The sequence below is a fragment of the Bradyrhizobium cosmicum genome (assembly GCF_032290525.1).
In the GTDB taxonomy this organism is placed as follows: domain Bacteria; phylum Pseudomonadota; class Alphaproteobacteria; order Rhizobiales; family Xanthobacteraceae; genus Bradyrhizobium; species Bradyrhizobium cosmicum_A.
On record NZ_JASXTA010000007.1, the window covers coordinates 227,149 to 248,706 of the forward strand.

Here is a 21,558-nt window from a genome sequence, read left to right on the forward strand (position 1 = left end):
CGGCACCAACGTACGCTTCAACTGAATCCGATCAGGACTGAAGCCTGTTCGCCCGGATGATCCAATCCTATGACGACACACGTGCGCTGAGGAGCCGCGAAATATTCCAGAATTGCATGAACCTTCCTTGACAACCGTCGACTAAGCCGGCGGATTCGCCAGGCCGCGCAGGTCGTTCGCGTGGTCGCCTATGCTATCAACTGCCTCGCCGCCGCCGAGATCATCACCAGACCGCCAGTAATCACCGCCACATCCAGAATCGCGGTGTGGATATGCACCGGCATCCGCTCGACGAAAGCCTTGGCGAGGAACGCGCCGGGAATGGCAATCCCGCCGATCAGCAGCGCAAGGGCGAGCACCTGCGCATTCACCGCGCCGGCGAGGCCGAATACCGATATCTTGATGAGGCCGGTGCCGAGCGAGATCATCGCGTCGGTCGCGATCACGGCGGCGCCTTCGAGGCCGGCGGCCATCAGCAGCGAGAGCAGGATCACGCCGGAGCCCGAGGTGCCGCCGACCAGCACGCCGTAACCGACCGAGCCGGCGGCAAGGCCAGCGTCGCCGATCTTGAGCTGGCGACGACGCAGCACGCGGCGCAGCGGCACGCTCAGGATCAGCATGGCGCCGATCACGAGCGCGGCGCCGGCATTGGTCAGACGCGTGTAGCCGTAGGCGCCGAGCGCGGTCGTCACCGCTGCACAGGCCAGCACGATCAGCGCGCGGCGGCGATCGGCATAACGGAGATAGGCGAGCGCGCGGCTGGAATTGGTGAAGATCGCGGAGATCGCGATGATCGGGACCACGGGCTCGGCGCCGACCAGCGGCACGAGGACCAGCGGCATCAGGGCGCCGGTGCCGTAGCCGGCGAGACCACCGATAACGGACGCAAACAACGCCATCTACCCGACCAGTAGGAGCTGGAAAATCGAGATGTCGGCAAAGCCCGAGACGATGGTCAATGTTTCTCATCGCGGCTGATGCGTGCCGCAGCCTGATCGGCGATGGAAGCGAGCGCGGCTTCCTCTAGGGGAAAATCCGCCGCAAGCCAAGCGTCCTCGGCGAGCGTCAGCACATGTCCGAGCGCGGGTCCTTCCGCCATGCCGCGCGCGATGAAATCGGCGGCACGAAGCGGAAATTTCGGGGCGGTCCAGCGCTGCGGCAGCTCGGCGAGTGCACGCCAGCGCGACGAGCCGACGTCGCCGCCGTTCCTCGCCCAGCCCAGCAGCACGCGATCGTGATAGCGCTCCGCGCCGAGCCGGTAGAGCAGCCGCCGCGCCTTGGCTTCGTCCTTGGTGGCGAAACGCCACCAGCGGTGCCCCATCGAATCCAGCGCCTTGGCCTCGGCGTTGGAGAGCCGCAGCCGCGTCGCCACGCGCCTCGCGTCTTCGGTCACGGCGACCGTCAGCGCGGCCAGGCGCCGCGTGCTGCTTGCGGGCGGGCCGAGCTCGCGCTCGATTGCGATCATTGCCGACAGCGGTCCGGTATAGACGACGCCGCCGACCAGCGCTTGCAGCAATCCGCCATCGGCCATCGCGACCGCGGCGGCCGACGCACCATGCGCGACCAGCAGCTTCAGCATCTCCATGCGCACCCGCTCGGCCGACAGGTGAGCGAGACCCGCGCGGCCCCGGATGCAGGCGAGATAGCCGTCGCGGTCGGGCTCGCCGGCGCCGAAGGCGGCGTGAATGCGGAAGAAGCGCAGGATGCGCAGATAATCCTCGGCGATGCGCTGGTCGGGATCGCCGATGAAGCGCACGCGGCGCGCTTTGGCATCCGCGATGCCGCCGACATGGTCGTGCACGACGCCTGCCGCATCGGCCGACAGTCCGTTCATGGTGAAGTCGCGCCGCTCGGCGTCCTTCACCCAGTCGCGGCCGAATGCGACCCTGGCCTTGCGGCCGAAAGTTTCGGTGTCCTCGCGCAGCGTCGTGACTTCGTAAGGATGGCTGTCGATGACGAGCGTGACGGTGCCGTGGTCGATGCCGGTCGGCACGCTCTTGATGCCCGCAGCCCTGGCGCGCCGTATCACCTCGTCGGGCCGCGCCGTGGTCGCGATGTCGATGTCGACGGGCACCAGACCGAGCAGCGCGTTGCGCACGGCGCCGCCGACCACCCGCGCCTCCTCGCCATCGGCATTGAGCAGTGCCAGGACGCGCGCGGTCCCGCCGGAGGTCAGCCAGGGCGCATTTGCGAGTAACGGCTCTGCGCTCATCGTCCAGTCCCTATTTTTCCACGCCCGGCACCAGCCTGCCGTTCTCGATATGGGCGGGAACGTAGGTCGAATCCGGCGGCGCGCCGGAGAAATGCGCAAGCCCGATCAGCCCCGCGATGACAAGCACGATCGCGGCGAGCGCAAGGCGCGCGACGACCGCGACCGGCCAGGACGATCGCGCAAACAGGCCGGAGCGCGTGGCGGCCAGGAACAGCGCATAGACGGCAAAGGGGACGAGGAAGATTCCGATCTCGGTCAGAATCGGCCGGATCATGATGAATAGATCCGCTCGTACAGCACACGCAGCATCCCTGCCGTCGCACCCCAGATGTAGCGCTCCGCGAACGGCATCGCATAGTAGGACCGCTCCATGCCGCGGAATTCCTTGCTGTGGACCTGGTGGTTCACCGGATTCATCAGGAAGGATAGCGGCACCTCGAAGGCGTCATCAACCTCGGAATGGTTGATCGTGAGCGCGAAGCCCGGCCGCACTCTGGCGACGGTCGGCAGGATGCGGAAGCCGAAAGCGGTGCCGTAGAGATCGAGATAGCCGAGCGGCTCGACGAAGTCTCTGGACAGCCCGACCTCCTCCTCCGCCTCGCGCAGCGCCGCATCGAGCGGCGAGGAATCCGTCGCGTCGATCTTGCCGCCGGGAAAGGCGATCTGGCCGGCATGGTCGTTGAGATGCGCCGAGCGCTGCGTCAGCAAAACGGTCGGCTCGGGATGATCGACCACCGCGATCAGGACCGCCGCCGGCCGCACCGGCTGCTCGCGCGCGATGATCTCGAGCATCTTGTCGGTGCCGGGATCACCCGAAGCGGGGATGATGTTCGGATCGTAGAGGCCGGGCGGAACGTCGAAGCCGAGCCTCGCCTTCGAGCGGGCAAAGAAATCCGCCGCGCCGATCGCGACGGGCTGGTTCTTCAGTACAGGCTTGTTCAAAGCGCGGCCCTCACCTCGTCCGCGTCGGCCATGGCGAAGAATTCGCCGGCCGACTCGATGCCGAACATCGGCTGGCCATCGACCATCCGCTCCTCGCCCATGTCAACCAGATCGTAATAGAGCGCGCGGGTGACCTTGGCCCAGAGATCGGCGCGGACGTGCAGATAGGGCGTCAGCCCGCCGTCCTTCGCCTGCTCGAAGCGCAGCCGATGCGCGGCATCGCAGGTGACCCAGTCGTCGACATTGGTGCGGAAGCGCAGCACGCGATGGTTGTCCTCGCCGTCTTCACGCATTTCGACCGCCATGAACGGCGCGTCGTCGACGCGAATGCCGACCTTCTCCACCGGCGTCACGAGAAAGTGCTTGTCGCCCTCGCGCTTCAGGATGGTCGAGAACAGCCGGACCAGCGCGTAACGCCCGATTGGCGTCCCCATGTAGAACCAAGTACCATCGGACGCGATTCGGATGTCGAGATCGCCGCAAAACGGCGGATTCCACAGATGCACCGGAGGCAGGCCCTTTTTGGCGCCTTCGGCACTGGCAGCACTTTTGGCGGCGGCGGTCAGCCCCTCAAGTCCGCGATCGGCGCTCTGCCCTTGGTTCGCCATGGTTTGCCCTGACTTTGTCATTTGGCACGATTGGTATTTGGCACGATTGGTGCAGGTTTACGTTGTATATCGCCAAGCGGTTCCATTCCCGGATTTGTCCGGTGTGGAGGTCGCCACTTCGTGATGCCCTACATAACCCCAAGCCGATAAGGTGGGGATAGGTTAATTCAACGAATACATGGCCTTCCTGCAAGTCTAGCATGGGGCCCATGTGATGACTTGTGATGACATGGCAATTGACGACCTGACAACGCAAGCGAGCCGCATGGCAGGCTGAAGGAGCTAACGGATGGCGGAGAGTGTCGAGAAACTGGAAGACGGAATCGTCCGTTCGGCCGAGCAGGTGTCGAGCCAGATCCGCGCGGCAAAGGAAGCGATCGCCTCCGTCATCTTCGGCCAGGACCGCGTGATCGAGAACACGCTGGTCACCATCCTCTCCGGTGGCCATGCGCTGCTGATCGGCGTGCCGGGCCTTGCCAAGACCAAGCTGGTCGAGACGCTCGGCGTCACGCTCGGTCTCGACGCCAAGCGCATCCAGTTCACGCCCGATTTGATGCCGTCGGACATTCTCGGCGCCGAAGTGCTCGACGAGAGCACCGCCGGCAGGCGCGCCTTCCGCTTCATCGCAGGTCCCGTGTTCGCGCAGCTTCTGATGGCCGACGAGATCAACCGCGCCAGCCCGCGCACCCAGTCGGCGCTGCTCCAGGCGATGCAGGAGCAGCACATCACGGTGGCCGGCGCGCGCCACGATCTGCCGAAGCCGTTCCACGTGCTCGCCACGCAAAACCCGCTGGAGCAGGAAGGCACCTATCCGCTGCCCGAAGCCCAGCTCGACCGCTTCCTGATGGAGATCGACGTCGATTATCCCGATCGCGACGCCGAGCGCCGCATCCTGTTCGAGACCACCGGCGTGGACGAGACGCTGGCGCGGGGATCGATGAGCGCGGATGCGCTGATCACGGCACAGCGGCTGATCCGCCGCCTGCCGGTCGGAGATTCCGTGGTCGAGGCGATCCTGTCGCTGGTGCGCTCGGCCCGTCCGGGCGAGGAGAGCGGCGAGACCGGCAAGTTCATCGCCTGGGGTCCCGGCCCGCGCGCCAGCCAATCGCTGATGCTCGCCGTGCGCGCGCGCGCGCTGATCGACGGACGGCTCGCGCCGTCGATCGACGACGTGCTCGACCTCGCCGAGCCCGTGCTGAAGCACCGCATGGCGCTGACGTTCCAGGCGCGCGCCGAAGGCCGCACGATTCCGGAGGTGATCCGGCAGTTGAAGACACGGATCGGTTGATGGCTGCGGAGAACGGGCACACGGCAAAGGAGATCATCGCGATCCGACGTGCCGATGGCGAAAGCCGCACGCTCGCAGCTTCCTTGCCGCGCTTGGTGCTCGAGGCCCGCCGCATCGCCGCCAACGTCATCCACGGCCTGCACGGGCGGCGGCGCGCCGGCTCCGGCGAAAATTTCTGGCAATACCGCCGCTTCGTCTCGGGCGAGCCAGCGCAGAACGTCGACTGGCGGCGCTCGGCGCGTGACGACCATCTCTATGTCCGCGAGCTCGAATGGGAAGCCTCGCACACGATCTGGATCTGGCCCGACCGTTCGCCGTCGATGGCGTTCGCCTCGAAGACCGCGCGCGAATCCAAGCTGGAGCGTACGCTGATCGTCGCCTTCGCGCTGGCCGAGCTGCTGGTCTCGGGCGGCGAACGCGTCGGCATTCCCGGCCTGATGGCACCGACCGCAAGCCGCAGCGTGATCGACAAGATGGCGCAGGCGATGCTGCATGACGATGCCGACCGCCTCAGCCTGCCGCCGTCCTTCGTCCCTTCCGCGCTCGCCGAGACCATCGTGCTGTCGGATTTCTGGTCGCCGATCGCGGAGATCAGGACCACGCTTGCGGGCCTGTCCGGCTCCGGCGCGCATGGCACGCTGGTGCAGGTCGTCGATCCCGCCGAAGAGACATTCCCCTATTCGGGCCGCGTCGAGTTCGTCGAGCCGGAAGGTTTTGGCGTGATCACCGCCGGCCGTGCCGAGAGCTGGGCGCAGGACTACACCGCCAGGCTCGCGCTGCACCGCGACCAGATCCGCGCCGAGACCAGCAAGCTCGACTGGCTGTTCACGACACATACGACCGATCGCTCCGCCGCCGAGCTCTTGCTGTTCCTGCATGCCGGCATGCAGGTGAGCAAGTCGGGCGCCCGCACCACGACGATCAAGGCGGGGCCGGCCGCATGATGGGATTGCCGCTCGCCTTCACCCAACCGCTGCTCCTGATCGGCCTCGTCAGCCTGCCTGTGCTGTGGTGGCTGCTGCGCGTGATGCCGCCGCGGCCGCGCCGGATCGAGTTTCCGCCGACGCGCCTGTTGTTTGACATCGTGCCGAGGGAAGAGACGCCCTCGCGGACGCCGTGGTGGCTGACCGCATTGCGGCTGCTCGCCGCCGCGCTGGTGATCTTCGCCGCCGCCGGCCCGATCTGGAATCCGCAAACAGGCCTCGCCGGCAGCAAGGCGCCGCTGATGATCATGTTCGACGACGGCTGGAGCGCCGCGTCGCACTGGGACGTCAGGGTCAGGGCCGCCGACGAACTGATCGCCAATGCCGACAACGACCGCCGCGCGATCGCGCTGGTGCCGCTGTCCGAGCCGAACCGCGACATCACCCTGATGCCGGCGGGTGCCGCGCGCGTCGCGCTGCGGCAGCTCGCGCCAAAGCCCTATTCGATCGACCGCGTTGAAATTCTGACCGCGATCGACCGATTCCTCAAGGCCACCGGCGACTGCGAGATCGCCTGGCTGTCGGACGGTGTCGACACCGGCCGCGGCGAAGACTTCGTGCAGGGCCTCGGCAAAACCATCGGAGATCGCAGCTTGACGGTGTTCGAAGGCGGCACCTCCTCCCCGCTGGCGCTGGTCGCCGCCGAGAACGCCGCCGCCAGGATGACGGTGAAGGTGCTGCGCACCGACAGCGGCATCGCCGTCGGCACCGTGCGCGCGCTGGACCAGAAGGCGTCCCCGATCGGCGAGGCGCGCTACGCGTTCGGCCCGCAGGACAAGGAAACCGAGGCGTCATTCGACCTGCCGGTCGAGCTGCGCAACGACATCACGCGGCTCGATATCTCGGGCGAGCGCTCCGCCGGCGCGGTGCAGCTGCTCGACAAGCGCTGGCGCCGCCGCGCCATCGGCATCGTCTCGGGCGCGACCAGCGAGACCGCGCAGCCGCTGCTGGCGCCGACCTTCTACCTCACCCGCGCGCTGGCGCCTTTCGCCGACGTGCGGCTGGCCGACCGGGGCTCGCCGCAGCAGGGCATCACCCAATTCCTCGACCAGAAGCTGCCGATGATCATCCTTGCCGATGTCGGCACCGTCGCCCCTGAAATCCGCGAGCGGCTCAACGCCTGGATCGACCAGGGCGGCGTGCTGGTGCGGTTCGCAGGTCCCCGTCTGGCGCAGGCCGAGGACGATCTCGTTCCGGTCAAGCTGCGCAAGGGCGGCCGAACCCTCGGCGGCAGCCTGACCTGGGAGAAGCCGCAGCACCTCGCCGCCTTCGCGGCCGACGGCCCCTTCGCCGGCGTCGCGGTCCCCAAGGACGTCACGGTGGGCCGGCAGGTTTTGGCCGAGCCCGACGCGGTGCTCGCCACCAGGAGCTGGGCCTCGCTGGAAGACGGCACGCCGCTCGTCACCGGCGAGCATCGCGGCAAGGGCGTGGTCAGCCTGTTCCACGTCAGCGCCGACATGCGCTGGTCGGATCTGCCGATGTCGGGCACCTTCGTCGAAATGCTGCGCCGGGTCGTCGACATGTCCGGCTACACCGCCAAGCCCGGGCCAGGGGTCGCGGGCGAGGCGACCGCCGAGACGGTGGCGCCGCTGCACATCCTCGACGGTTTTGGTGCGTTCGGCCCCCCACCGGCGACCGCAAAGCCGCTGCCGGCGGATTATCGCGACCGCGCCACGCCCGATCATCCGCCCGGCTTCTATGGTCCGGCAGAAGGACCGCTTGCCGTGAACACGCTCGCCGCTTCCGACCGCATCGCCGCGCTGAACACCGCCGGCCTGCGCGCCCGGCACGCGACCTACACCAATGCCGAGCCGCACGACTTGCGCGGCTGGCTGCTGTCGACGGCGCTCGCGCTGTTCCTGATCGACGCCATCATCGTCGCGGTGCTCGGCGGCGGCATCGCCGCGCTGCTGCGCCGGCGCGCCGCGACAGCCATGATCGTGGTCGGACTCGCGCTCGCAGGCCTGGTGTCGCTTTCGCCCGCGCCGTCGCATGCCGACAGCGCGTCCGACGAGTTCGCGATGAAGGCGGTGTCGCAGACCCGCCTCGCCTATGTCGTGACAGGCAATGCCGACGTCGATTCCATCGTCAAGGCCGGCATGTCGGGACTGACGCAGTTCCTGGCGCAGCGCACCGCGCTCGAGGCCGGCGATCCCGTCGGCATCGATCCCGGACGCGACGAGCTCGCCTTCTTCCCGCTGATCTACTGGCCGATCGTGCCCGGCGCGCCCAAGCCGCCGCAGGATGCCATCAACAGGATCGACGCTTACATGAAGCAGGGCGGCACCGTGCTGTTCGACACCCGCGACGCCATCGAGGCGCCGCCCGGCGAGAACGGCGCCGCACAGACCCCGGGCATGCAGACGCTGCGTCAGATCCTGTCGTCGCTCGACGTGCCCGAGCTCGAGCCGGTGCCGCGCGAGCACGTGCTGACCAAGACCTTCTATCTGCTGCGCGACTTCCCCGGCCGTTTCAGCACCGGCCAGACCTGGGTCGAGGCCCTGCCGCGCGATGACGAGGACGACAGCGCGCAGCGGCCGGCGCGCGGCGGCGACGGTGTCTCTCCGATCATCATCACCTCGAACGATCTGGCCGGCGCCTGGGCCCAGCGGCTCGACGGTCAGTTCATGCTGCCGATGTCCGGCGGCGACGCCCGCCAGCGCGAATTCGCCTACCGCGCCGGCGCCAACATCGTGATGTACACGCTGACCGGCAACTACAAGGCCGACCAGGTGCACGCACCGGCCCTGATCGAACGGTTGGGGCAATAATGCGGGGTTTGAGGCTGAATGCCCGCCAAAATGAAGCCGTCATGGCCGGGCTTGTCCCGGCCATCCACGCCTTGCCGCACGGCATGAAGAACGTGGATGCCCGGGACAAGCCCGGGCATGACGATGCCGAGAGAGTCACGCCATGAATTACGGCATCGCTTTCACGCCGCTTGTTCCCGCGATCGTCCTCTGGCTCGCGCTCGCCGCCACCGTCGTCATCGCGCTCGTGCTGCTGCTGTCGCGCGCGCGCGGCGCGGCCGTGCGCGTGGCCGCGCTGGCGCTGATCCTGCTGGCGCTTGCCAATCCCTCCTTCACGCGCGAGGACCGCGATCCCCTCACCTCGGTCGCCGCCATCGTCGTCGACAAGAGCCCGAGCCAGAATTTCGGCAATCGCAACCGCGAGGCCGCGCAGGCGCAGGAAGCGCTGGTCGACAGCCTGAAGAAAATCAAGGGCCTCGAGGTCCGCGTCGTCGATGCCGGACAGGCCGACGGCGAGACCGACGGCACAAAACTGTTCGGCGCGCTGGCCTCGGCGTTGTCGGACGTGCCGGTGGACCGCGTTGCCGGCGCGTTCATGATCACCGACGGCCGCGTCCACGACATTCCGGCCAATGCCGCCGGGCTCGGCTTCCAGGCGCCGGTGCACGCGCTGATCACCGGGCAGAAGGACGAGCGCGACCGCCGCATCGCGATCATCGCGGCGCCGCGCTTCGGCATCGTCGGGCAGAGCCAGACCATCACCTACCGCCTCGACGACCAGGGCGTCACCGGCGAGCGCGCCAAGGTCACGGTCCGCCGTGACGGCGAGGTCCTGAACGAGCGCACGCTATCGAGCGGCCAGAGCGCGAGCGTCGATGTCGACATCAAGCATGCCGGCCCGAACATCGTCGAGATCGAGGCGTCACCGCTCGAAAGAGAGCTGACGCCGGTCAACAACCGCGCCGTCGTCGCCATCGACGGCGTCCGCGACAAGCTGCGGGTGCTGCTGGTCTCCGGCGAGCCGCATTCCGGCGAGCGCACCTGGCGCAATCTGCTCAAGTCCGACGCCAGCGTCGACCTCGTGCACTTCACCATTCTGCGTCCGCCGGAGAAGCAGGACGGCACGCCGATCAACGAGCTGTCGCTGATCGCGTTTCCGACCCGCGAGCTGTTCCAGCAGAAGATCAACGAATTCCAGCTCATCATCTTCGACCGCTATGCCCGCCAGGGCGTGCTGCCGATCGCCTATTTCGACAACATCGCGCGCTATGTCCGCGCGGGCGGCGCGGTGCTGGTCTCGGCCGGGCCGGACTACGCGTCCAACACCAGCATCTGGCGTACGCCGCTGGATTCGGTGCTGCCGGCCGAACCCGTCGGCGTGACGGAAAAGCCGTTCTATGCGCATCTGTCGGAGATCGGCAAACGCCATCCGGTCACCCGCGGCCTCGAAGGCTCCGCCAGCGAGCCGCCGCGCTGGAGCCGCTTCTTCCGCACCGTCGACACCCGCAATGCGGTCAACCCGCCGGTGATGACGGGCGTCGACGGCAAGCCGCTGTTGTTCCTGTCGCGCTTCGGCGAGGGCCGCGTCGCGCTGCTGCTCTCGGACCACATCTGGCTGTGGGCGCGTGGCTACGAAGGCGGCGGGCCACATCTCGATCTGCTGCGGCGGATGTCGCACTGGCTGATGAAGCAGCCGGATCTCGATGAGGAGGCGCTGCGCCTCCAGGTGCAGGGCAAGGACCTCGTGGTGGTGCGCCAGACCATGTCGGACAGCGTGCAGCCGGTCAGCGTGACCTCGCCGTCGGGCGTGTCGCGCGATCTGACGCTCAGCGCCGGCGATCCCGGCGAGTGGCGCGCCAGCCTGCCGGCCAGCGAACTCGGCCTGTGGCAGGCCACCGATGGCACGCTGAAGGCGCTGATCAATGTCGGCCCGACCAATCCCAAGGAGTTTTCGGAAGTCACCTCCACCACCGAAACCCTGAAGCCGCTGACGCAGGCGACCGGCGGCAACGCCGTGCGCGTGGTCGATGGCGCCAACGTCGAGCTGCCGCGCATCGTGCCGGTGCGCTCGACCAGCGTCTTCGCCGGCGACGGCTGGATGGGCGTGCGGATGCGCGACGCCAGCGTGGTGAAGGGCGTCGGTGTGCTGCCGATCTTCGCCGGCCTGATCGGCCTGCTGCTGCTGCTCGGCGCCTTTGCGGCGACGTGGATCCGCGAAGGGCGGTAGTTGCCGGAACGACACATCGCGCGGTTACCCGCGCGAGATCGCCCGGCCGCCGTTGACATAAGCGGATCGATCCTGCGATGTTATATTGTAACATCGTAGGAAGCTGAGGGGATCGGCGCCTCGCGATGTGGGGTGGCGTTTTCAGATGAAGTGGTTCCGGTCGAATATCAGGCACGGCACCCGGCTCGCGTTGTTCGCGATGCTGGTGCAGTTCGGCCTGACCTTCGGCCACAGCCATTGGTTCGCGCAGGCCGCTCCCCTCGCCCAGTCCTCGCTTCAGCAGCCCGACAGCGCCAAGGGTTCGGCTTCAATCGACCGCGCCGCGGTCGAGAAGCAATCGCCCTCAACCCCCGACCGGGACCAGCCGGGCGAGGACAATTGCGCGATCTGCGCCGTCGTCGCGATGGCGGGCACCGTCGTGTCCGCGACGCCGCCTCTCTTGCTGCTGCCGCAGGCGATCGATCTGCTCTACCGCACCACCGATGCCGAATTCGCTCACCTGAAATCGGCCGGCACGGCGTTCCAGCCCCGCGCCCCACCCGCGTCCTGACTTCCAACGTCGATCACCCCTGGGCTCGCCGCATGTCGGCAAATGCACGGGAGCAGTTGAAGTCGAATTCCGTCGCACCGCGACGGCAGGTTGCCTCCGATCAACAGCCGATCTTTCGGACGCGCCTGACGGGAATCAGGACCATGAAGTTTAAAATGCGACGCGCGCAGTGTCTGGGTGGAGCAAGCCTGCTCCTGCTCGGCGCCGCCGCCACACCGGCGTTCGCCCAAGAGCCTGCGCAGAACAAGTCATCGACCGAGATTCCGGCCGTCACCGTGACGGCGCCGAGCCCGATCGTGCGCAGAGCGGTGGTGCCGACCCGCGCCCCGGTCCGCACGACGCGAACCGCACGCGTGCGCAGCCAGCCGGGCACGGCGGAAGCAACGCCGGCGGCAGCGGCGCCCGCCGCCACGCCCCAGCAGGGCGTGCTGCCTGTAGTGACCAACCAGTTCGCCACCGTCACGGTGGTGCCGAACGAGGAGATCCGCCGCGAAGGCGGCGGTCAGCTCGGCGATCTCCTGTTCTCCAAGCCCGGCATCACCGGCTCGAGCTTCGCGCCGGGCGCCTCCAGCCGGCCGATCATCCGCGGCCTCGACGTCAACCGCGTCGGCGTCGTCGAGAACGGCACCAATGCGAACGGCGCGTCCGATCTCGGCGAGGACCATTTCGTTCCGATCGATCCGCTCGCGACCAACCAGATCGAGGTGGTGCGCGGGCCGGCGGCCTTGCGCTACGGCTCGACCTCGATCGGCGGCGTCATCAGCGCCACCAACAACCGGATTCCGGATGCGCTGCCTTCCTGCGCGCCGTCGTTCCAGAGCTACGGCATGCCGACCAAGGCGCCGCTCGCGACCGCAGCGACATCGCCCTGCGTCACCGCCGAGACGCGCACCGCGTTCAGCTCGGTCGATCGTGGCGTCGAGAGCGGCGTGCTGCTCGATACCGGCGGCGGCAATTTTGCCTTCCATGCCGACGCCTATGGCCGCACGACCTCCGACTATTCCATCCCGGGCTATCCCTATCTGAACGATCAGTCGCGGCCCGTGAACGGCCGCCAGCCCAATTCGGCGACGCGCTCGGACGGCGCCTCAATCGGCGGCTCCTACTTCTTCCAGGGCGGCTATATCGGCGCGTCGATCACGCAGAACGACTCGCTCTACCACATCCCCGGCATCGACGGCGCCGACCACAACACGCGGATCGACGGCCACCAGACCAAGATCAACGTCAAGGGCGAGTACCACCCCGACAATACGGCGATCGACGCCGTCCGGTTCTGGGCGGGCGCGACCGACTACCGGCACAACGAGATCGGCCTTGCCGATCCCGCCGATCCCAACAGCGACGGCGTACGGCAGACCTTCACCAACAAGGAGCAGGAGCTCCGCATCGAGACGCAACTGATGCCGTTCAACGCCCGTTTTGCCGAGGTGACGACCGCCTTCGGCTTTCAGGCGGGTCACCAGGAGCTGACGGCGCCGAGTCCGGATGATCCGGGCGCGTTGTTCAACGGGTTGTGGGACCCGAACCGAAACTACCGCGTCGCGGGCTACGTCTTCAATGAGTTCAAATTCAGCGAACAGACCAGGGCGCAGATCGCGGGCCGGATCGAACATGTCGAACTGCACGGGTCGACGCCCGATTTCCCGGCGGACTTCCTGCCCGACGGGACGCCGCAAACAAGCATCGTCCGCAATCCGTCGTTTACGCCGAAGAGCGGCAGCATCGGCCTGTTGCAGGACCTGCCGGGTGGCATGGTCGGCAGCATCACCGCGCAATATGTCGAGCGCGCGCCGAAGCCGGCCGAGCTGTTCTCCCGCGGTGGCCATGATGCGACCGCGACCTTCGACATCGGCAATCCCAACCTCACCATTGAGACCGCGAAGTCCGTCGAAGTCGGCGTGCGCAGGGCGACGGGACCGTTCCGCTTCGAGGCGACCGTCTACTACACGCATTTCGACAATTTCATCTACCGCCGCCTTACCGGCGTGATGTGCGACGACGATTTCGCCTCGTGCGGTGCGCCCGGCGCCGAGCTGAACCAGGCAGTCTACTCGCAGCGCAATGCGAATTTCCGCGGCGGTGAATTCCAGTCGCAGCTTGATGTCGGCGCATTCCAGGGTGGCATCTGGGGCATCGAGAACCAGATCGACTTCGTTCGCGCCACCTTCAGCGACGGCACCAACGTGCCGCGCATTCCACCCTTGCGGATGGGCGCCGGCGTGTTCTGGCGCGACGACAACTGGCTGATGCGCGTCAATCTGTTGCACGCCTTCGCGCAGAACAACGTCGCAGTGATCGCGGAGACGCCGACGGCGGGCTACAATTTGCTGAAGGCCGAGGTCAGCTACAAGACCAAGCTCCACCCGAATGCATTCGGCGCGCGCGAGATGCTGGTCGGCCTCGTCGGCAACAATCTATTGAACGAAAACATCCGCAACTCGGTGTCCTACACCAAGGACGAGGTGCTGATGCCCGGCATCGGCGTTCGCGCGTTCGCGAACTTCAAGTTCTAGGCATGCGGCAGCCAAGGTCCTCAGGACCCCGGCTTTACACACCGTCATTGCGAGGAGCCCTTGCGACGAAGCAATCCGGACTGCCTCCGCGGAAAGATTTGCTTCGCTGCGCTCGCAATGACGGAGTATGAGGTGCCGCCGGGTTACAAACTTAACGCCGCGCCTTGCTCCAGTCGGGCGCGACCTGCCCCGACACGCCCTCGAAGGCGCCGTCGACGAGCTCGAACACGAGGATGCGCGCGGCGTCGACCGGGCCCGGCATGGTGACGCGGCCTTTCGGGACCTGCTTGAAACCGACGCGGCTGTAATAGGGCTCGTCGCCGACCAGCAGCACGAGGGCATGGCCCTTCGCCCTGGCGTCCTTCAGTGCGCGCTCCATCAACAGGCGACCGACGCCGCGGCCGCGAAACGGCGGCTCGACGGTGAGCGGCCCGAGCAGCAGGGCCGGCGTGTCGCCGATCAGGACCGGCAATTGCCGGACCGAGCCAACCAGCAGCGTGCCGATGCGGGCGGTGAAGGACAATTCGAGCAGATGGTCGACATGCTCGCGGATGCGGTAAGCGCTGAGCACGAAGCGGCCGGGGCCGAAGGTGCGTTCGTGCAGCCGTTCGATCGCCTGGGCGTCGCCGGCGGCTTCAGGAAGGATGGTGAGCGAGAGATCGGTCATGTCAGCATGCGTCTTCGAGCGAAGTGGTTTCAGGTTCGCGTCGGGAAAACGCGTCAATGCGGAATGCGGGATAACATCTCAGGGGGCCGCGGTCCATCGGCCTTGGCGAGACCCCGCGCCGGGCCGCGGGTGAGCACGGCCGCGAACAGCAGGGTCCAAAGCGAGAGCATCAGGACGGGGATGACGTAATACTGCGTGAAGATCGGATGCGTGGCGAAGAACGCCAAATTCAGCGCAAGATTTGCGGCGACCAGCAGTGTCAATGGCCTGACACTGGCATGGCTTGCAAAACGCCAGAGCAGCGCGGTCCCGACGCAGGCGACCACGATCAACAGGAACTGGGTGTCGCGGAGATAAGCGAGCAGCACGGCCGTGTCGAGGCTGCGCGCGGCCGTGTCCTGGCCGCCATAGGCCGAGACCAGCGGATTGCCGGAATTGACCAGGTTCGCCGCGAACACGGGCAACAGTCCGACGAGGAATGCGATGCCCAGCGTGAGGCCTTGCGCGAAAGTCTCACGGGTGCGCCAGATCAGGAAGGACAATCCGAAGAACAGGAAATAGCCGGCCGACAGGACCACATTGGCGATCCGAAAGCTCGCGGACAGACCGAGCAAAATCCCGACGGCCGCGACCATCAGAAGACGCCGGCTTTCGCCGACGAACAATCTTGCGGTGAACAGACCCGCCAACGCGCAGACGACCATGGTCGGCGCCATCGAATAGCTGGCCTTGGTCGGATTGATCATGAAGATGATCGAGAGCGCGCCGAATACTGCGGCAAGCGTCAAGGACACAGCTTCGCGCGCCCGCCAGAGACCGTACAGCGCAAAGCCGGCGACGATCAAATTCGCGACGACATGGAGCGGAACGACCTGGAACCCCTCGGGAAACAGCGCCAGCACGAAGCCGGTGCCCGGCGGCGGCGTCATCACCCATTTGCTGCCGTCGGCGGTCTGGGTGTGGCAGGGAGCCCGGGTCGGCTCATTCCAGTTCGGAAAATCGATGCTGCGCAACTTGCCCGCGAGATAGCCGTCGGTTTCACGGGCGAGGCTGGTGTCGAGGCCATGCCAGCCGAAGCGCTGGAACAGATGTGCCTGCCTGAGATAGCAGATGTCGTCATAGACACCGCGGCTCTCGCTCCAATGCGAGACCAGCCGAATATTGCTGGCCAGAATTGCCAGAAACAAAAGCGAAAGAACTACTTTAACAACTCTCATGGGCGCCTGCGAGACGAGCCGCCGCAGCTCGAAATGGGCTCTGCCGCCTGTACAGGAAAAGCACTGGCAAGTATAGCAAGGCCAGGATTTCGGGGGGCGAGACGGCCGTGACCAATATGGAATTGGGTTCGACCGACATTTGCGGTGCCGCTGCATCGCACGCTTCCGCGCCGCGGATCCTGCTCGTCATTCCCTGCTTCAACGAGGAAGCTTCGATCGGCGACCTGCTGAGCGAGATCGCGGCGACGGGCTGCCACTACCACACCCTGGTCGTCGACGACGGCTCGTCGGACGCGACATGCGCGGTGGCGAGCTGCCGCTCGCCCGTCGCCCGCCTCGCGCAGAATCTCGGCATCGGCGGCGCCGTGCAGACCGGCATCAAATACGCGGCGCGCCACGACTACGATTTCTGCATCCAGATCGACGGCGACGGGCAACATGATCCGCGCGCGATCGAGACGCTGCTGAATGGCCATCGCAAGGCCCCAAGCAACATCACCATCGGGAGCCGCTTCATCGACCATGCCGGCTTCTGCTCCACGCGCATGCGCCGCGCCGGGATCAGGCTGATCGTGCTTGCGCTCAACGGCCTGTTCGGCGCCCGCCGCATCACCGATCCGACCAGCGGCATGCGGCTGCTCGACCGCTCCGCCATCGCCTTCTTCGCAAAAGCGTATCCGACGGATTTTCCGGAGCCGATCTCGCTGGCCTGGGCGCTGCGCGCGGGCCTCACGGTGAGCGAGGTCCCGGTCGAGATGCGCGCGAGAGAGACCGGCGTCAGCTCGATCGATGGATTGAAGTCGGCGAGCTACATGATCCGCGTCCTCGGCTATATCCTGCTCGCTCGTCTGGTGAGAACGTCATGACGCCGAGACACTCCGCGCCGGTTTGCAGTCTCGTTAACGCGTCGAACATTTTGAGGAGGCAGTCGTGACAAATGCCCTTCCGAGCCCGGAGACGGTCGTCCTCGTCTCCGCCTTCGCACTGATCTACATGCTGGTGCTGCTGCGCAAGACGCTGCAAGGGAAATTCGATCTCTATGACTTCCTGATGCTGTCCATGGTGGCGATCATACCGGCCGGCTTCACACTGTTTCCGACGCTGGCCTATGTCGTCAGCCATCTGACCGGCGTCGTGTTTCCGTTCGTGGTGATGTTCGGCGCCCTGTTCCTGGTGGTGTTCGCCTTCATGCATAACATGACGGCGCGGCTGCACCGGCTGGAGCGGCAGAACTGCGCGCTGATCCAGGAGCAGAGCCTGCTGGAGCTGGAGTTGAAGGCGAAGCAGGGCGGCGAGCCCGACGGCTAGCGCCAGACTGCTTCAACGCCACATCATTTCAACGCCACGTCGCGATCAACGGCCTGCCGTCCAGCACTTCCGCGAGCCTTTGCCGGGTGCCGTGCGTGGTCCCTTCGGGCAGCGCCGTGACCGCGTAGAACCCGCATTCGGCGATCTCGTGGTTCGGCGCGGGCAGGTTCGCCTGCTTGAACTGCCTGACGACGTAGACCGCGACGTGGTCGCGGCGGGAGACGTGGCTGTTGAGGAAGATGCCGTGCAGCACGGCCTCTCCGGTGAGGTCGATATCCCCCTCCTCCTTGAGCTCGCGCCGCATCGCCTGCTCCATGGTCTCGCCGAGATCGACGCCGCCGCCGGGCAGATGCCAGCCGCTGATGTAGCTGTGCCGGACCAGGAACACCCTGTTCTCGGAATCCAGCACCACGGCACGGACGCCGAGCGTCATGCCGCGCACCAGCAGGAAATAGGCGTGGAAGATTCGCCGCAGCAGCGGCTCGAATCTCCGTCGAATGCTGTTCAGACGATCCCCCATCAGGCTCCCGGGAGGCCCCTGCCCGGGCCCCGCTTGCACAGTCCTCGCGACCTTGCCATTACAGCGGACGAATAGCGAGGCAATCGCGCGCCATGGCTCCCTACACGCTCGCCCATCTGTCCGACCCGCATCTGCCGCCATTGCCGAAACCGCGGCTGATCGAGCTCGCGGGCAAGCGCGCGCTCGGCTACGTCAACTGGACGCGCAACCGCCACAAGTACCAGCGCCGCGAGGTGCTCGATGCCCTCGTCGCCGACATGAAGGCGCAGGCGCCCGACCACATCGCGGTCACAGGCGATCTCGTCAACCTGGCGCTGGAAGCCGAGTTCGCACCGGCGCTGGCCTGGCTCGAAGGCGTCGGTCCGCCCGACCGCGTCACCGCGATCCCTGGCAATCACGATGCCTATGTCGGCGCAACGTCGCACCGCTTCGGCGAGACGTTCCTGCATTACATCGCCGGGGACATGCCGGGCGCCGCGGCTTTCCCCGCCCTTCGCCGGCGCGGGCCGCTGGCGCTGATCAGCCTGTCCACGGCGGTGCCGAGCCTGCCGCTGATGGCGACGGGCACGCTCGGGCGCGATCAGCTCGCTTCTCTCGAACGGCTCCTCGAGCGTCTCGCGGCGGATGACGTCTTCCGCGTGCTGCTGGTGCATCATCCGTTGAGATCCAGGGCGCGGCAGAAGCGGATGACTGATTCCGCCGATCTGCTGGCGCTGCTCAAGCGCCACGGCGTCGAGCTGGTCCTGCACGGCCACGACCACATTCATTCGACGATGTGGTTCGAGGGCCCCAACGGCAACATCCCCGCGATCGGCGTGCCGTCGGCCTCCGCGCTGGCGCACGGGCGCTATCCGGCGGCGGCGTACAACCTTTTCACGATCGAAAAGGACAATGCCGGCTGGCGCTGCGAGCAGACGGTGCGGGGACTGGCAGCGGGGTTTCAGATCCAGCAGATCAAACATGTGAAATTGATTTAGACCCGCTGTCATTCCGGGGCATGCGAAGCATGAACCCGGAATCCATCGGGCCGCAATACGTGCTGATGAATGGATTCCGGGTTCGCGCTTCGCGCGCCCCGGAATGACGACGCCGTCACCAGCTCCGCAGAGCCGCAACCACGGCAACTCCGAACAGGGCGGCTGCGCCCAACACAAATCCGAACACGAACGGCCAGAGCCGCGAGCGGCGCGGCGGCGGCGCGATTTCGGGTTTCGGCTCGGGCAGCACCACCATGGCATGCTCGCGCTCGATCATGCGGCGCGCGACGTAGTCGGTGACGGCTTCGACGATCACGGCGGTGTCGTGCGATTCGGCTAGCACGATGCGGCCGAAGCGGGTGTCCTGGACGAAGCGGTACATCCGCTTGTCGCGTCCCATCATGATGTGCGCGACGACATCGATCCAGAGTCTCGGCGTATCGCCCTGGCTGACGCCGCGGTCGAACAGATCGATCTTGTCCGGCACCTGCGCGAACAGGGGATCGAGCGCATCGTTGAGGATCTCCAGCCGCGCCACCTCGGCATCCCTGAGGTCGACCACCACGCCGGTCCGGTCCGCAGCCTCGATCCGTGCGCGCAACAGCGCATCGCGCAGCCGCACCGGGCGCGGCTGGCTGGGATGGGTCCCGCTGGTCTCGGGCTCTGACATGGTCGGCCTCGTCCTCACTTGCCGCCATTAACCTATCAGCAACCAAACCTTCCGCAAAGGGTCCACAATTCAGAGACTTAAGGAGCCCACAGCCGGAGCGCCTGTGCCAAAAACAGACGATCCCACCCGGCTTGCGCCGGATGGGACCATCCGTCCTTGGACGTCTTCTTAATTCAGGCTCGCGGCAACGCCGTCAGGCCGAGACCCGCGACGGTTCTTCCACGATCGAGAAGCGGACGCCGGCCTTGTGACGGCTCTCTTCCGACACTTCCTTCCAGCAGTCCTCGGCTTCCTTGCGGGACTTGAAGGGACCTTTGACCTGGGCCGAGCCTTCCACGAGCTTGTGGAAATTCATCGAACCGAACTCGCCGCCGATCACCCAGAAATTGCTGTTGGTCATTGTCGCTCTCCTCTCAGGCAGTGTTCTGCGTTAGCCGAACTGGTTCATCGTGTTGTGGGCGCCACCCGCCTTCAGGGCAGCCTCGCCCGCGAAGTATTCCTTGTGGTCGTCGCCGATGTCGGAGCCAGCCATGTTCTGATGCTTGGCGCAGGCGATACCCTGACGGATCTCGGCGCGCTGGACGTTCTTGACGTAGCCGAGCATGCCCTGCTCGCCGAAATATTCCTTCGCCAGATTGTCGGTCGAGAGCGCCGCCGTGTGATAGGTCGGCAACGTGATCAGGTGGTGGAAGATGCCGGCGCGCTTGGCCGAATCCGCCTGGAAGGTACGGATGCGCTCGTCGGCTTCGATGGCCAGCGGCGTATCGTCGTATTCCGGCTTCATCAGCTCGGCACGGTTGTACTTGCTGACATCCTTGCCGGCTTCCTTCATCGCGTCGTAAACCTGCCAACGGAAGTTGAGCGTCCAGTTGAACGACGGCGAGTTGTTGTAGGCGAGCTTGGCGTTCGGGACGACCTTGCGGATCCGGTCGACCATCTTGGCGATCTGCTCGATATGCGGCTTCTCGGTCTCGATCCAGAGCAGGTCGGCGCCGTTCTGCAGCGAGGTGATGCTGTCGAGCACGCAGCGGTCTTCGCCCGTTCCGGCGCGGAACTGGTAGAGGTTGCTGGGCAGACGCTTCGGACGCATCATCTTGCCGTTGCGGTTGATGATGACGTCACCGTTGCGAGCGTTCTCCGGCGTGACTTCCTCGCAATCCAGGAAGCTGTTGTACTGGTCGCCGATGTCGCCGGGCTTGTGGCTGACGGCGATCTGCTGCGTCAGGCCGGCGCCGAGCGAGTCGGTGCGGGTCACGACGACGCCGTCTTCGACGCCGAGCTCGAGGAACGCATGGCGGCAGGCGCGAATCTTGGCGAGGAAGACCTCGTGCGGCACAGTGACCTTGCCGTCCTGGTGTCCGCACTGCTTCTCGTCCGAGACCTGGTTCTCGATCTGCAGCGCACAGGCGCCCGCTTCGATCATCTTCTTGGCGAGCAGATAGGTCGCCTCGGCATTGCCGAAGCCGGCGTCGATGTCGGCGATAACAGGCACGACATGGGTCTGGAAGTTGTCGATCTTCTCGATCAGCTCCTTCTCTCGGGTCTTGTCACCTTCCTTGCGCGCCTTGTCGAGGCTGCGGAAGATGTCGTTGAGCTCGCGGGAGTCGGCCTGACGCAGGAAGGTGTAGAGCTCCTCGATCAACGCCGGCACCGAGGTCTTCTCGTGCATCGACTGGTCGGGCAGCGGTCCGAACTCGGAGCGCAGCGCCGCGATCATCCAGCCCGACAGGTACAGATAACGCCGATCGGTTTTGCCGCCGAAGTGCTTCTTGATCGAGATCAGCTTCTGCTGCGCGATGAAGCCGTGCCAGCAGCCCAGCGACTGGGTGTACTTGGTCGGATCGGCGTCATAGGCCGCCATGTCGGCGCGCATCAGCGCCGCAGTGTAGCGGGCGATGTCGAGGCCGGTCTTGAAGCGGTTCTGCAGACGCATGCGCGCGACGGCCTCGGCCGTCACCCCGTTCCAGGTCGGCTGCTTCTCGAGCAGCGCCTTGGCCGCGTCGACCTCGCTCTGGTAGGACGCCGGACCCTGGAGGGTGTTGATGCCACGGGGCTGGTAGTTCATGTGCTCGATCCTTTCGCTGATGACAAGCGACTGGCCTTGTCATCGACAATTTTGACAG

At 66.2% G+C, this 21,558-nt stretch carries 20 protein-coding genes; 9 read left to right on the forward strand and 11 right to left on the reverse strand.

Annotated features, from left to right (window positions below; genetic code table 11):
- Nucleotides 1-188: 188 nt before the first annotated feature.
- From QSV46_RS15570 to QSV46_RS15590, 5 genes are read right to left on the reverse strand one after another with little or no spacing between them, the layout of a single operon-like run.
- Nucleotides 189-899 (reverse strand): sulfite exporter TauE/SafE family protein, encoded by a 711-nt coding sequence (locus tag QSV46_RS15570; protein ID WP_314952654.1) that lies wholly within the window; start codon nt 897-899, stop codon nt 189-191.
- A 56-nt stretch (nt 900-955) separates the two neighbouring features.
- On the reverse strand, nt 956-2,212 hold the full coding sequence (locus QSV46_RS15575; RefSeq protein WP_314952656.1) for a CCA tRNA nucleotidyltransferase: 1,257 nt from the start codon (nt 2,210-2,212) through the stop codon (nt 956-958).
- A 10-nt stretch (nt 2,213-2,222) separates the two neighbouring features.
- Nucleotides 2,223-2,486, reverse strand: coding sequence for a DUF6111 family protein (locus tag QSV46_RS15580; protein WP_314952658.1), 264 nt, complete (start codon nt 2,484-2,486; stop codon nt 2,223-2,225).
- Complete coding sequence (locus tag QSV46_RS15585; RefSeq protein WP_314952660.1) at nt 2,483-3,154, reverse strand: CoA pyrophosphatase; 672 nt, start codon at nt 3,152-3,154, stop codon at nt 2,483-2,485. Before QSV46_RS15585 ends, QSV46_RS15580 begins: the two co-directional genes overlap by 4 nt.
- Nucleotides 3,151-3,762, reverse strand: a complete 612-nt coding sequence (locus tag QSV46_RS15590) for a DUF1285 domain-containing protein (RefSeq protein ID WP_314952662.1) — start codon at nt 3,760-3,762, stop codon at nt 3,151-3,153. Before QSV46_RS15590 ends, QSV46_RS15585 begins: the two co-directional genes overlap by 4 nt.
- A gap of 289 nt (nt 3,763-4,051) precedes the next feature.
- Between QSV46_RS15590 and QSV46_RS15595 the strand changes: the two genes are divergently transcribed.
- The 6 genes from QSV46_RS15595 (at nt 4,052) to QSV46_RS15620 (ending at nt 14,076) form a co-directional block, all read left to right on the forward strand.
- A complete protein-coding gene (locus QSV46_RS15595; protein ID WP_314952664.1) occupies nt 4,052-5,050 on the forward strand; it encodes a MoxR family ATPase in 999 nt (332 codons plus the stop codon).
- Nucleotides 5,050-5,994 (forward strand): DUF58 domain-containing protein, encoded by a 945-nt coding sequence (locus tag QSV46_RS15600; protein ID WP_314952666.1) that lies wholly within the window; start codon nt 5,050-5,052, stop codon nt 5,992-5,994. The genes QSV46_RS15595 and QSV46_RS15600 overlap by 1 nt, the downstream gene beginning before the upstream one ends.
- Nucleotides 5,991-8,804, forward strand: a complete 2,814-nt coding sequence (locus QSV46_RS15605) for a DUF4159 domain-containing protein (RefSeq protein ID WP_314952668.1) — start codon at nt 5,991-5,993, stop codon at nt 8,802-8,804. The genes QSV46_RS15600 and QSV46_RS15605 overlap by 4 nt, the downstream gene beginning before the upstream one ends.
- A gap of 142 nt (nt 8,805-8,946) precedes the next feature.
- Nucleotides 8,947-11,010, forward strand: a complete 2,064-nt coding sequence (locus QSV46_RS15610; protein WP_314952670.1) for a hypothetical protein — start codon at nt 8,947-8,949, stop codon at nt 11,008-11,010.
- Nucleotides 11,011-11,155: 145 nt separating this feature from the next.
- Entirely contained in the window at nt 11,156-11,560 is a 405-nt protein-coding gene (locus QSV46_RS15615; protein ID WP_314952672.1) for a DUF2946 domain-containing protein, read from the forward strand.
- 143 nt (nt 11,561-11,703) lie between these two features.
- Nucleotides 11,704-14,076 (forward strand): TonB-dependent receptor, encoded by a 2,373-nt coding sequence (locus QSV46_RS15620; RefSeq protein WP_314952674.1) that lies wholly within the window; start codon nt 11,704-11,706, stop codon nt 14,074-14,076.
- Nucleotides 14,077-14,227: 151 nt separating this feature from the next.
- On the opposite strand, the gene QSV46_RS15625 is transcribed toward QSV46_RS15620, so the two are convergent.
- Entirely contained in the window at nt 14,228-14,743 is a 516-nt protein-coding gene (locus QSV46_RS15625; RefSeq protein ID WP_314952676.1) for an N-acetyltransferase, read from the reverse strand.
- A gap of 53 nt (nt 14,744-14,796) precedes the next feature.
- Nucleotides 14,797-15,960, reverse strand: coding sequence for a hypothetical protein (locus QSV46_RS15630; protein ID WP_314952678.1), 1,164 nt, complete (start codon nt 15,958-15,960; stop codon nt 14,797-14,799).
- Nucleotides 15,961-16,076: 116 nt separating this feature from the next.
- Here QSV46_RS15630 and QSV46_RS15635 point away from each other — a divergent pair, with 116 nt between their 5' ends.
- Nucleotides 16,077-16,826, forward strand: a complete 750-nt coding sequence (locus QSV46_RS15635; protein WP_314952849.1) for a glycosyltransferase family 2 protein — start codon at nt 16,077-16,079, stop codon at nt 16,824-16,826.
- A gap of 64 nt (nt 16,827-16,890) precedes the next feature.
- Entirely contained in the window at nt 16,891-17,268 is a 378-nt protein-coding gene (locus QSV46_RS15640) for a DUF2304 domain-containing protein (protein WP_314952680.1), read from the forward strand.
- Nucleotides 17,269-17,296: 28 nt separating this feature from the next.
- On the opposite strand, the gene QSV46_RS15645 is transcribed toward QSV46_RS15640, so the two are convergent.
- Nucleotides 17,297-17,788 carry an NUDIX domain-containing protein gene (locus QSV46_RS15645; protein WP_314952682.1) on the reverse strand — a complete coding sequence of 164 codons (492 nt, stop codon included), beginning with the start codon at nt 17,786-17,788 and terminating at the stop codon, nt 17,297-17,299.
- A 92-nt stretch (nt 17,789-17,880) separates the two neighbouring features.
- Between QSV46_RS15645 and QSV46_RS15650 the strand changes: the two genes are divergently transcribed.
- Entirely contained in the window at nt 17,881-18,765 is an 885-nt protein-coding gene (locus tag QSV46_RS15650) for a metallophosphoesterase (RefSeq protein ID WP_314952684.1), read from the forward strand.
- A 115-nt stretch (nt 18,766-18,880) separates the two neighbouring features.
- On the opposite strand, the gene QSV46_RS15655 is transcribed toward QSV46_RS15650, so the two are convergent.
- From QSV46_RS15655 to QSV46_RS15665, 3 genes are all read right to left on the reverse strand, one after another.
- Nucleotides 18,881-19,435 carry a hypothetical protein gene (locus QSV46_RS15655; protein WP_314952686.1) on the reverse strand — a complete coding sequence of 185 codons (555 nt, stop codon included), beginning with the start codon at nt 19,433-19,435 and terminating at the stop codon, nt 18,881-18,883.
- Between the two features lie 193 nt (nt 19,436-19,628).
- Complete coding sequence (locus tag QSV46_RS15660; protein WP_254145489.1) at nt 19,629-19,835, reverse strand: hypothetical protein; 207 nt, start codon at nt 19,833-19,835, stop codon at nt 19,629-19,631.
- Nucleotides 19,836-19,865: 30 nt separating this feature from the next.
- The gene (locus tag QSV46_RS15665) at nt 19,866-21,500 is read right to left on the reverse strand and encodes an isocitrate lyase (protein WP_314952690.1); all 1,635 of its coding nucleotides are present in this window, start codon (nt 21,498-21,500) and stop codon (nt 19,866-19,868) included.
- Nucleotides 21,501-21,558: the final 58 nt, after the last annotated feature.

Bases quoted from the DNA above. Each gene is read 5' to 3' on its own strand.
- QSV46_RS15610 (WP_314952670.1), top strand. From the start codon at position 8,947: ATGAATTACGGCATCGCTTTCACGCCGCTTGTTCCCGCGATCGTCCTC.
- QSV46_RS15630 (WP_314952678.1), bottom strand. From the start codon at position 15,960: ATGAGAGTTGTTAAAGTAGTTCTTTCGCTTTTGTTTCTGGCAATTCTG.
- QSV46_RS15625 (WP_314952676.1), bottom strand. From the start codon at position 14,743: ATGACCGATCTCTCGCTCACCATCCTTCCTGAAGCCGCCGGCGACGCC.
- QSV46_RS15655 (WP_314952686.1), bottom strand. From the start codon at position 19,435: ATGTCAGAGCCCGAGACCAGCGGGACCCATCCCAGCCAGCCGCGCCCG.
- QSV46_RS15575 (WP_314952656.1), bottom strand. From the start codon at position 2,212: ATGAGCGCAGAGCCGTTACTCGCAAATGCGCCCTGGCTGACCTCCGGC.
- QSV46_RS15590 (WP_314952662.1), bottom strand. From the start codon at position 3,762: ATGGCGAACCAAGGGCAGAGCGCCGATCGCGGACTTGAGGGGCTGACC.
- QSV46_RS15635 (WP_314952849.1), top strand. From the start codon at position 16,077: ATGGAATTGGGTTCGACCGACATTTGCGGTGCCGCTGCATCGCACGCT.
- QSV46_RS15605 (WP_314952668.1), top strand. From the start codon at position 5,991: ATGATGGGATTGCCGCTCGCCTTCACCCAACCGCTGCTCCTGATCGGC.
- QSV46_RS15600 (WP_314952666.1), top strand. From the start codon at position 5,050: ATGGCTGCGGAGAACGGGCACACGGCAAAGGAGATCATCGCGATCCGA.
- QSV46_RS15580 (WP_314952658.1), bottom strand. From the start codon at position 2,486: ATGATCCGGCCGATTCTGACCGAGATCGGAATCTTCCTCGTCCCCTTT.
- QSV46_RS15660 (WP_254145489.1), bottom strand. From the start codon at position 19,835: ATGACCAACAGCAATTTCTGGGTGATCGGCGGCGAGTTCGGTTCGATG.
- QSV46_RS15615 (WP_314952672.1), top strand. From the start codon at position 11,156: ATGAAGTGGTTCCGGTCGAATATCAGGCACGGCACCCGGCTCGCGTTG.
- QSV46_RS15645 (WP_314952682.1), bottom strand. From the start codon at position 17,788: ATGGGGGATCGTCTGAACAGCATTCGACGGAGATTCGAGCCGCTGCTG.
- QSV46_RS15620 (WP_314952674.1), top strand. From the start codon at position 11,704: ATGAAGTTTAAAATGCGACGCGCGCAGTGTCTGGGTGGAGCAAGCCTG.
- QSV46_RS15570 (WP_314952654.1), bottom strand. From the start codon at position 899: ATGGCGTTGTTTGCGTCCGTTATCGGTGGTCTCGCCGGCTACGGCACC.
- QSV46_RS15665 (WP_314952690.1), bottom strand. From the start codon at position 21,500: ATGAACTACCAGCCCCGTGGCATCAACACCCTCCAGGGTCCGGCGTCC.
- QSV46_RS15650 (WP_314952684.1), top strand. From the start codon at position 17,881: ATGGCTCCCTACACGCTCGCCCATCTGTCCGACCCGCATCTGCCGCCA.
- QSV46_RS15595 (WP_314952664.1), top strand. From the start codon at position 4,052: ATGGCGGAGAGTGTCGAGAAACTGGAAGACGGAATCGTCCGTTCGGCC.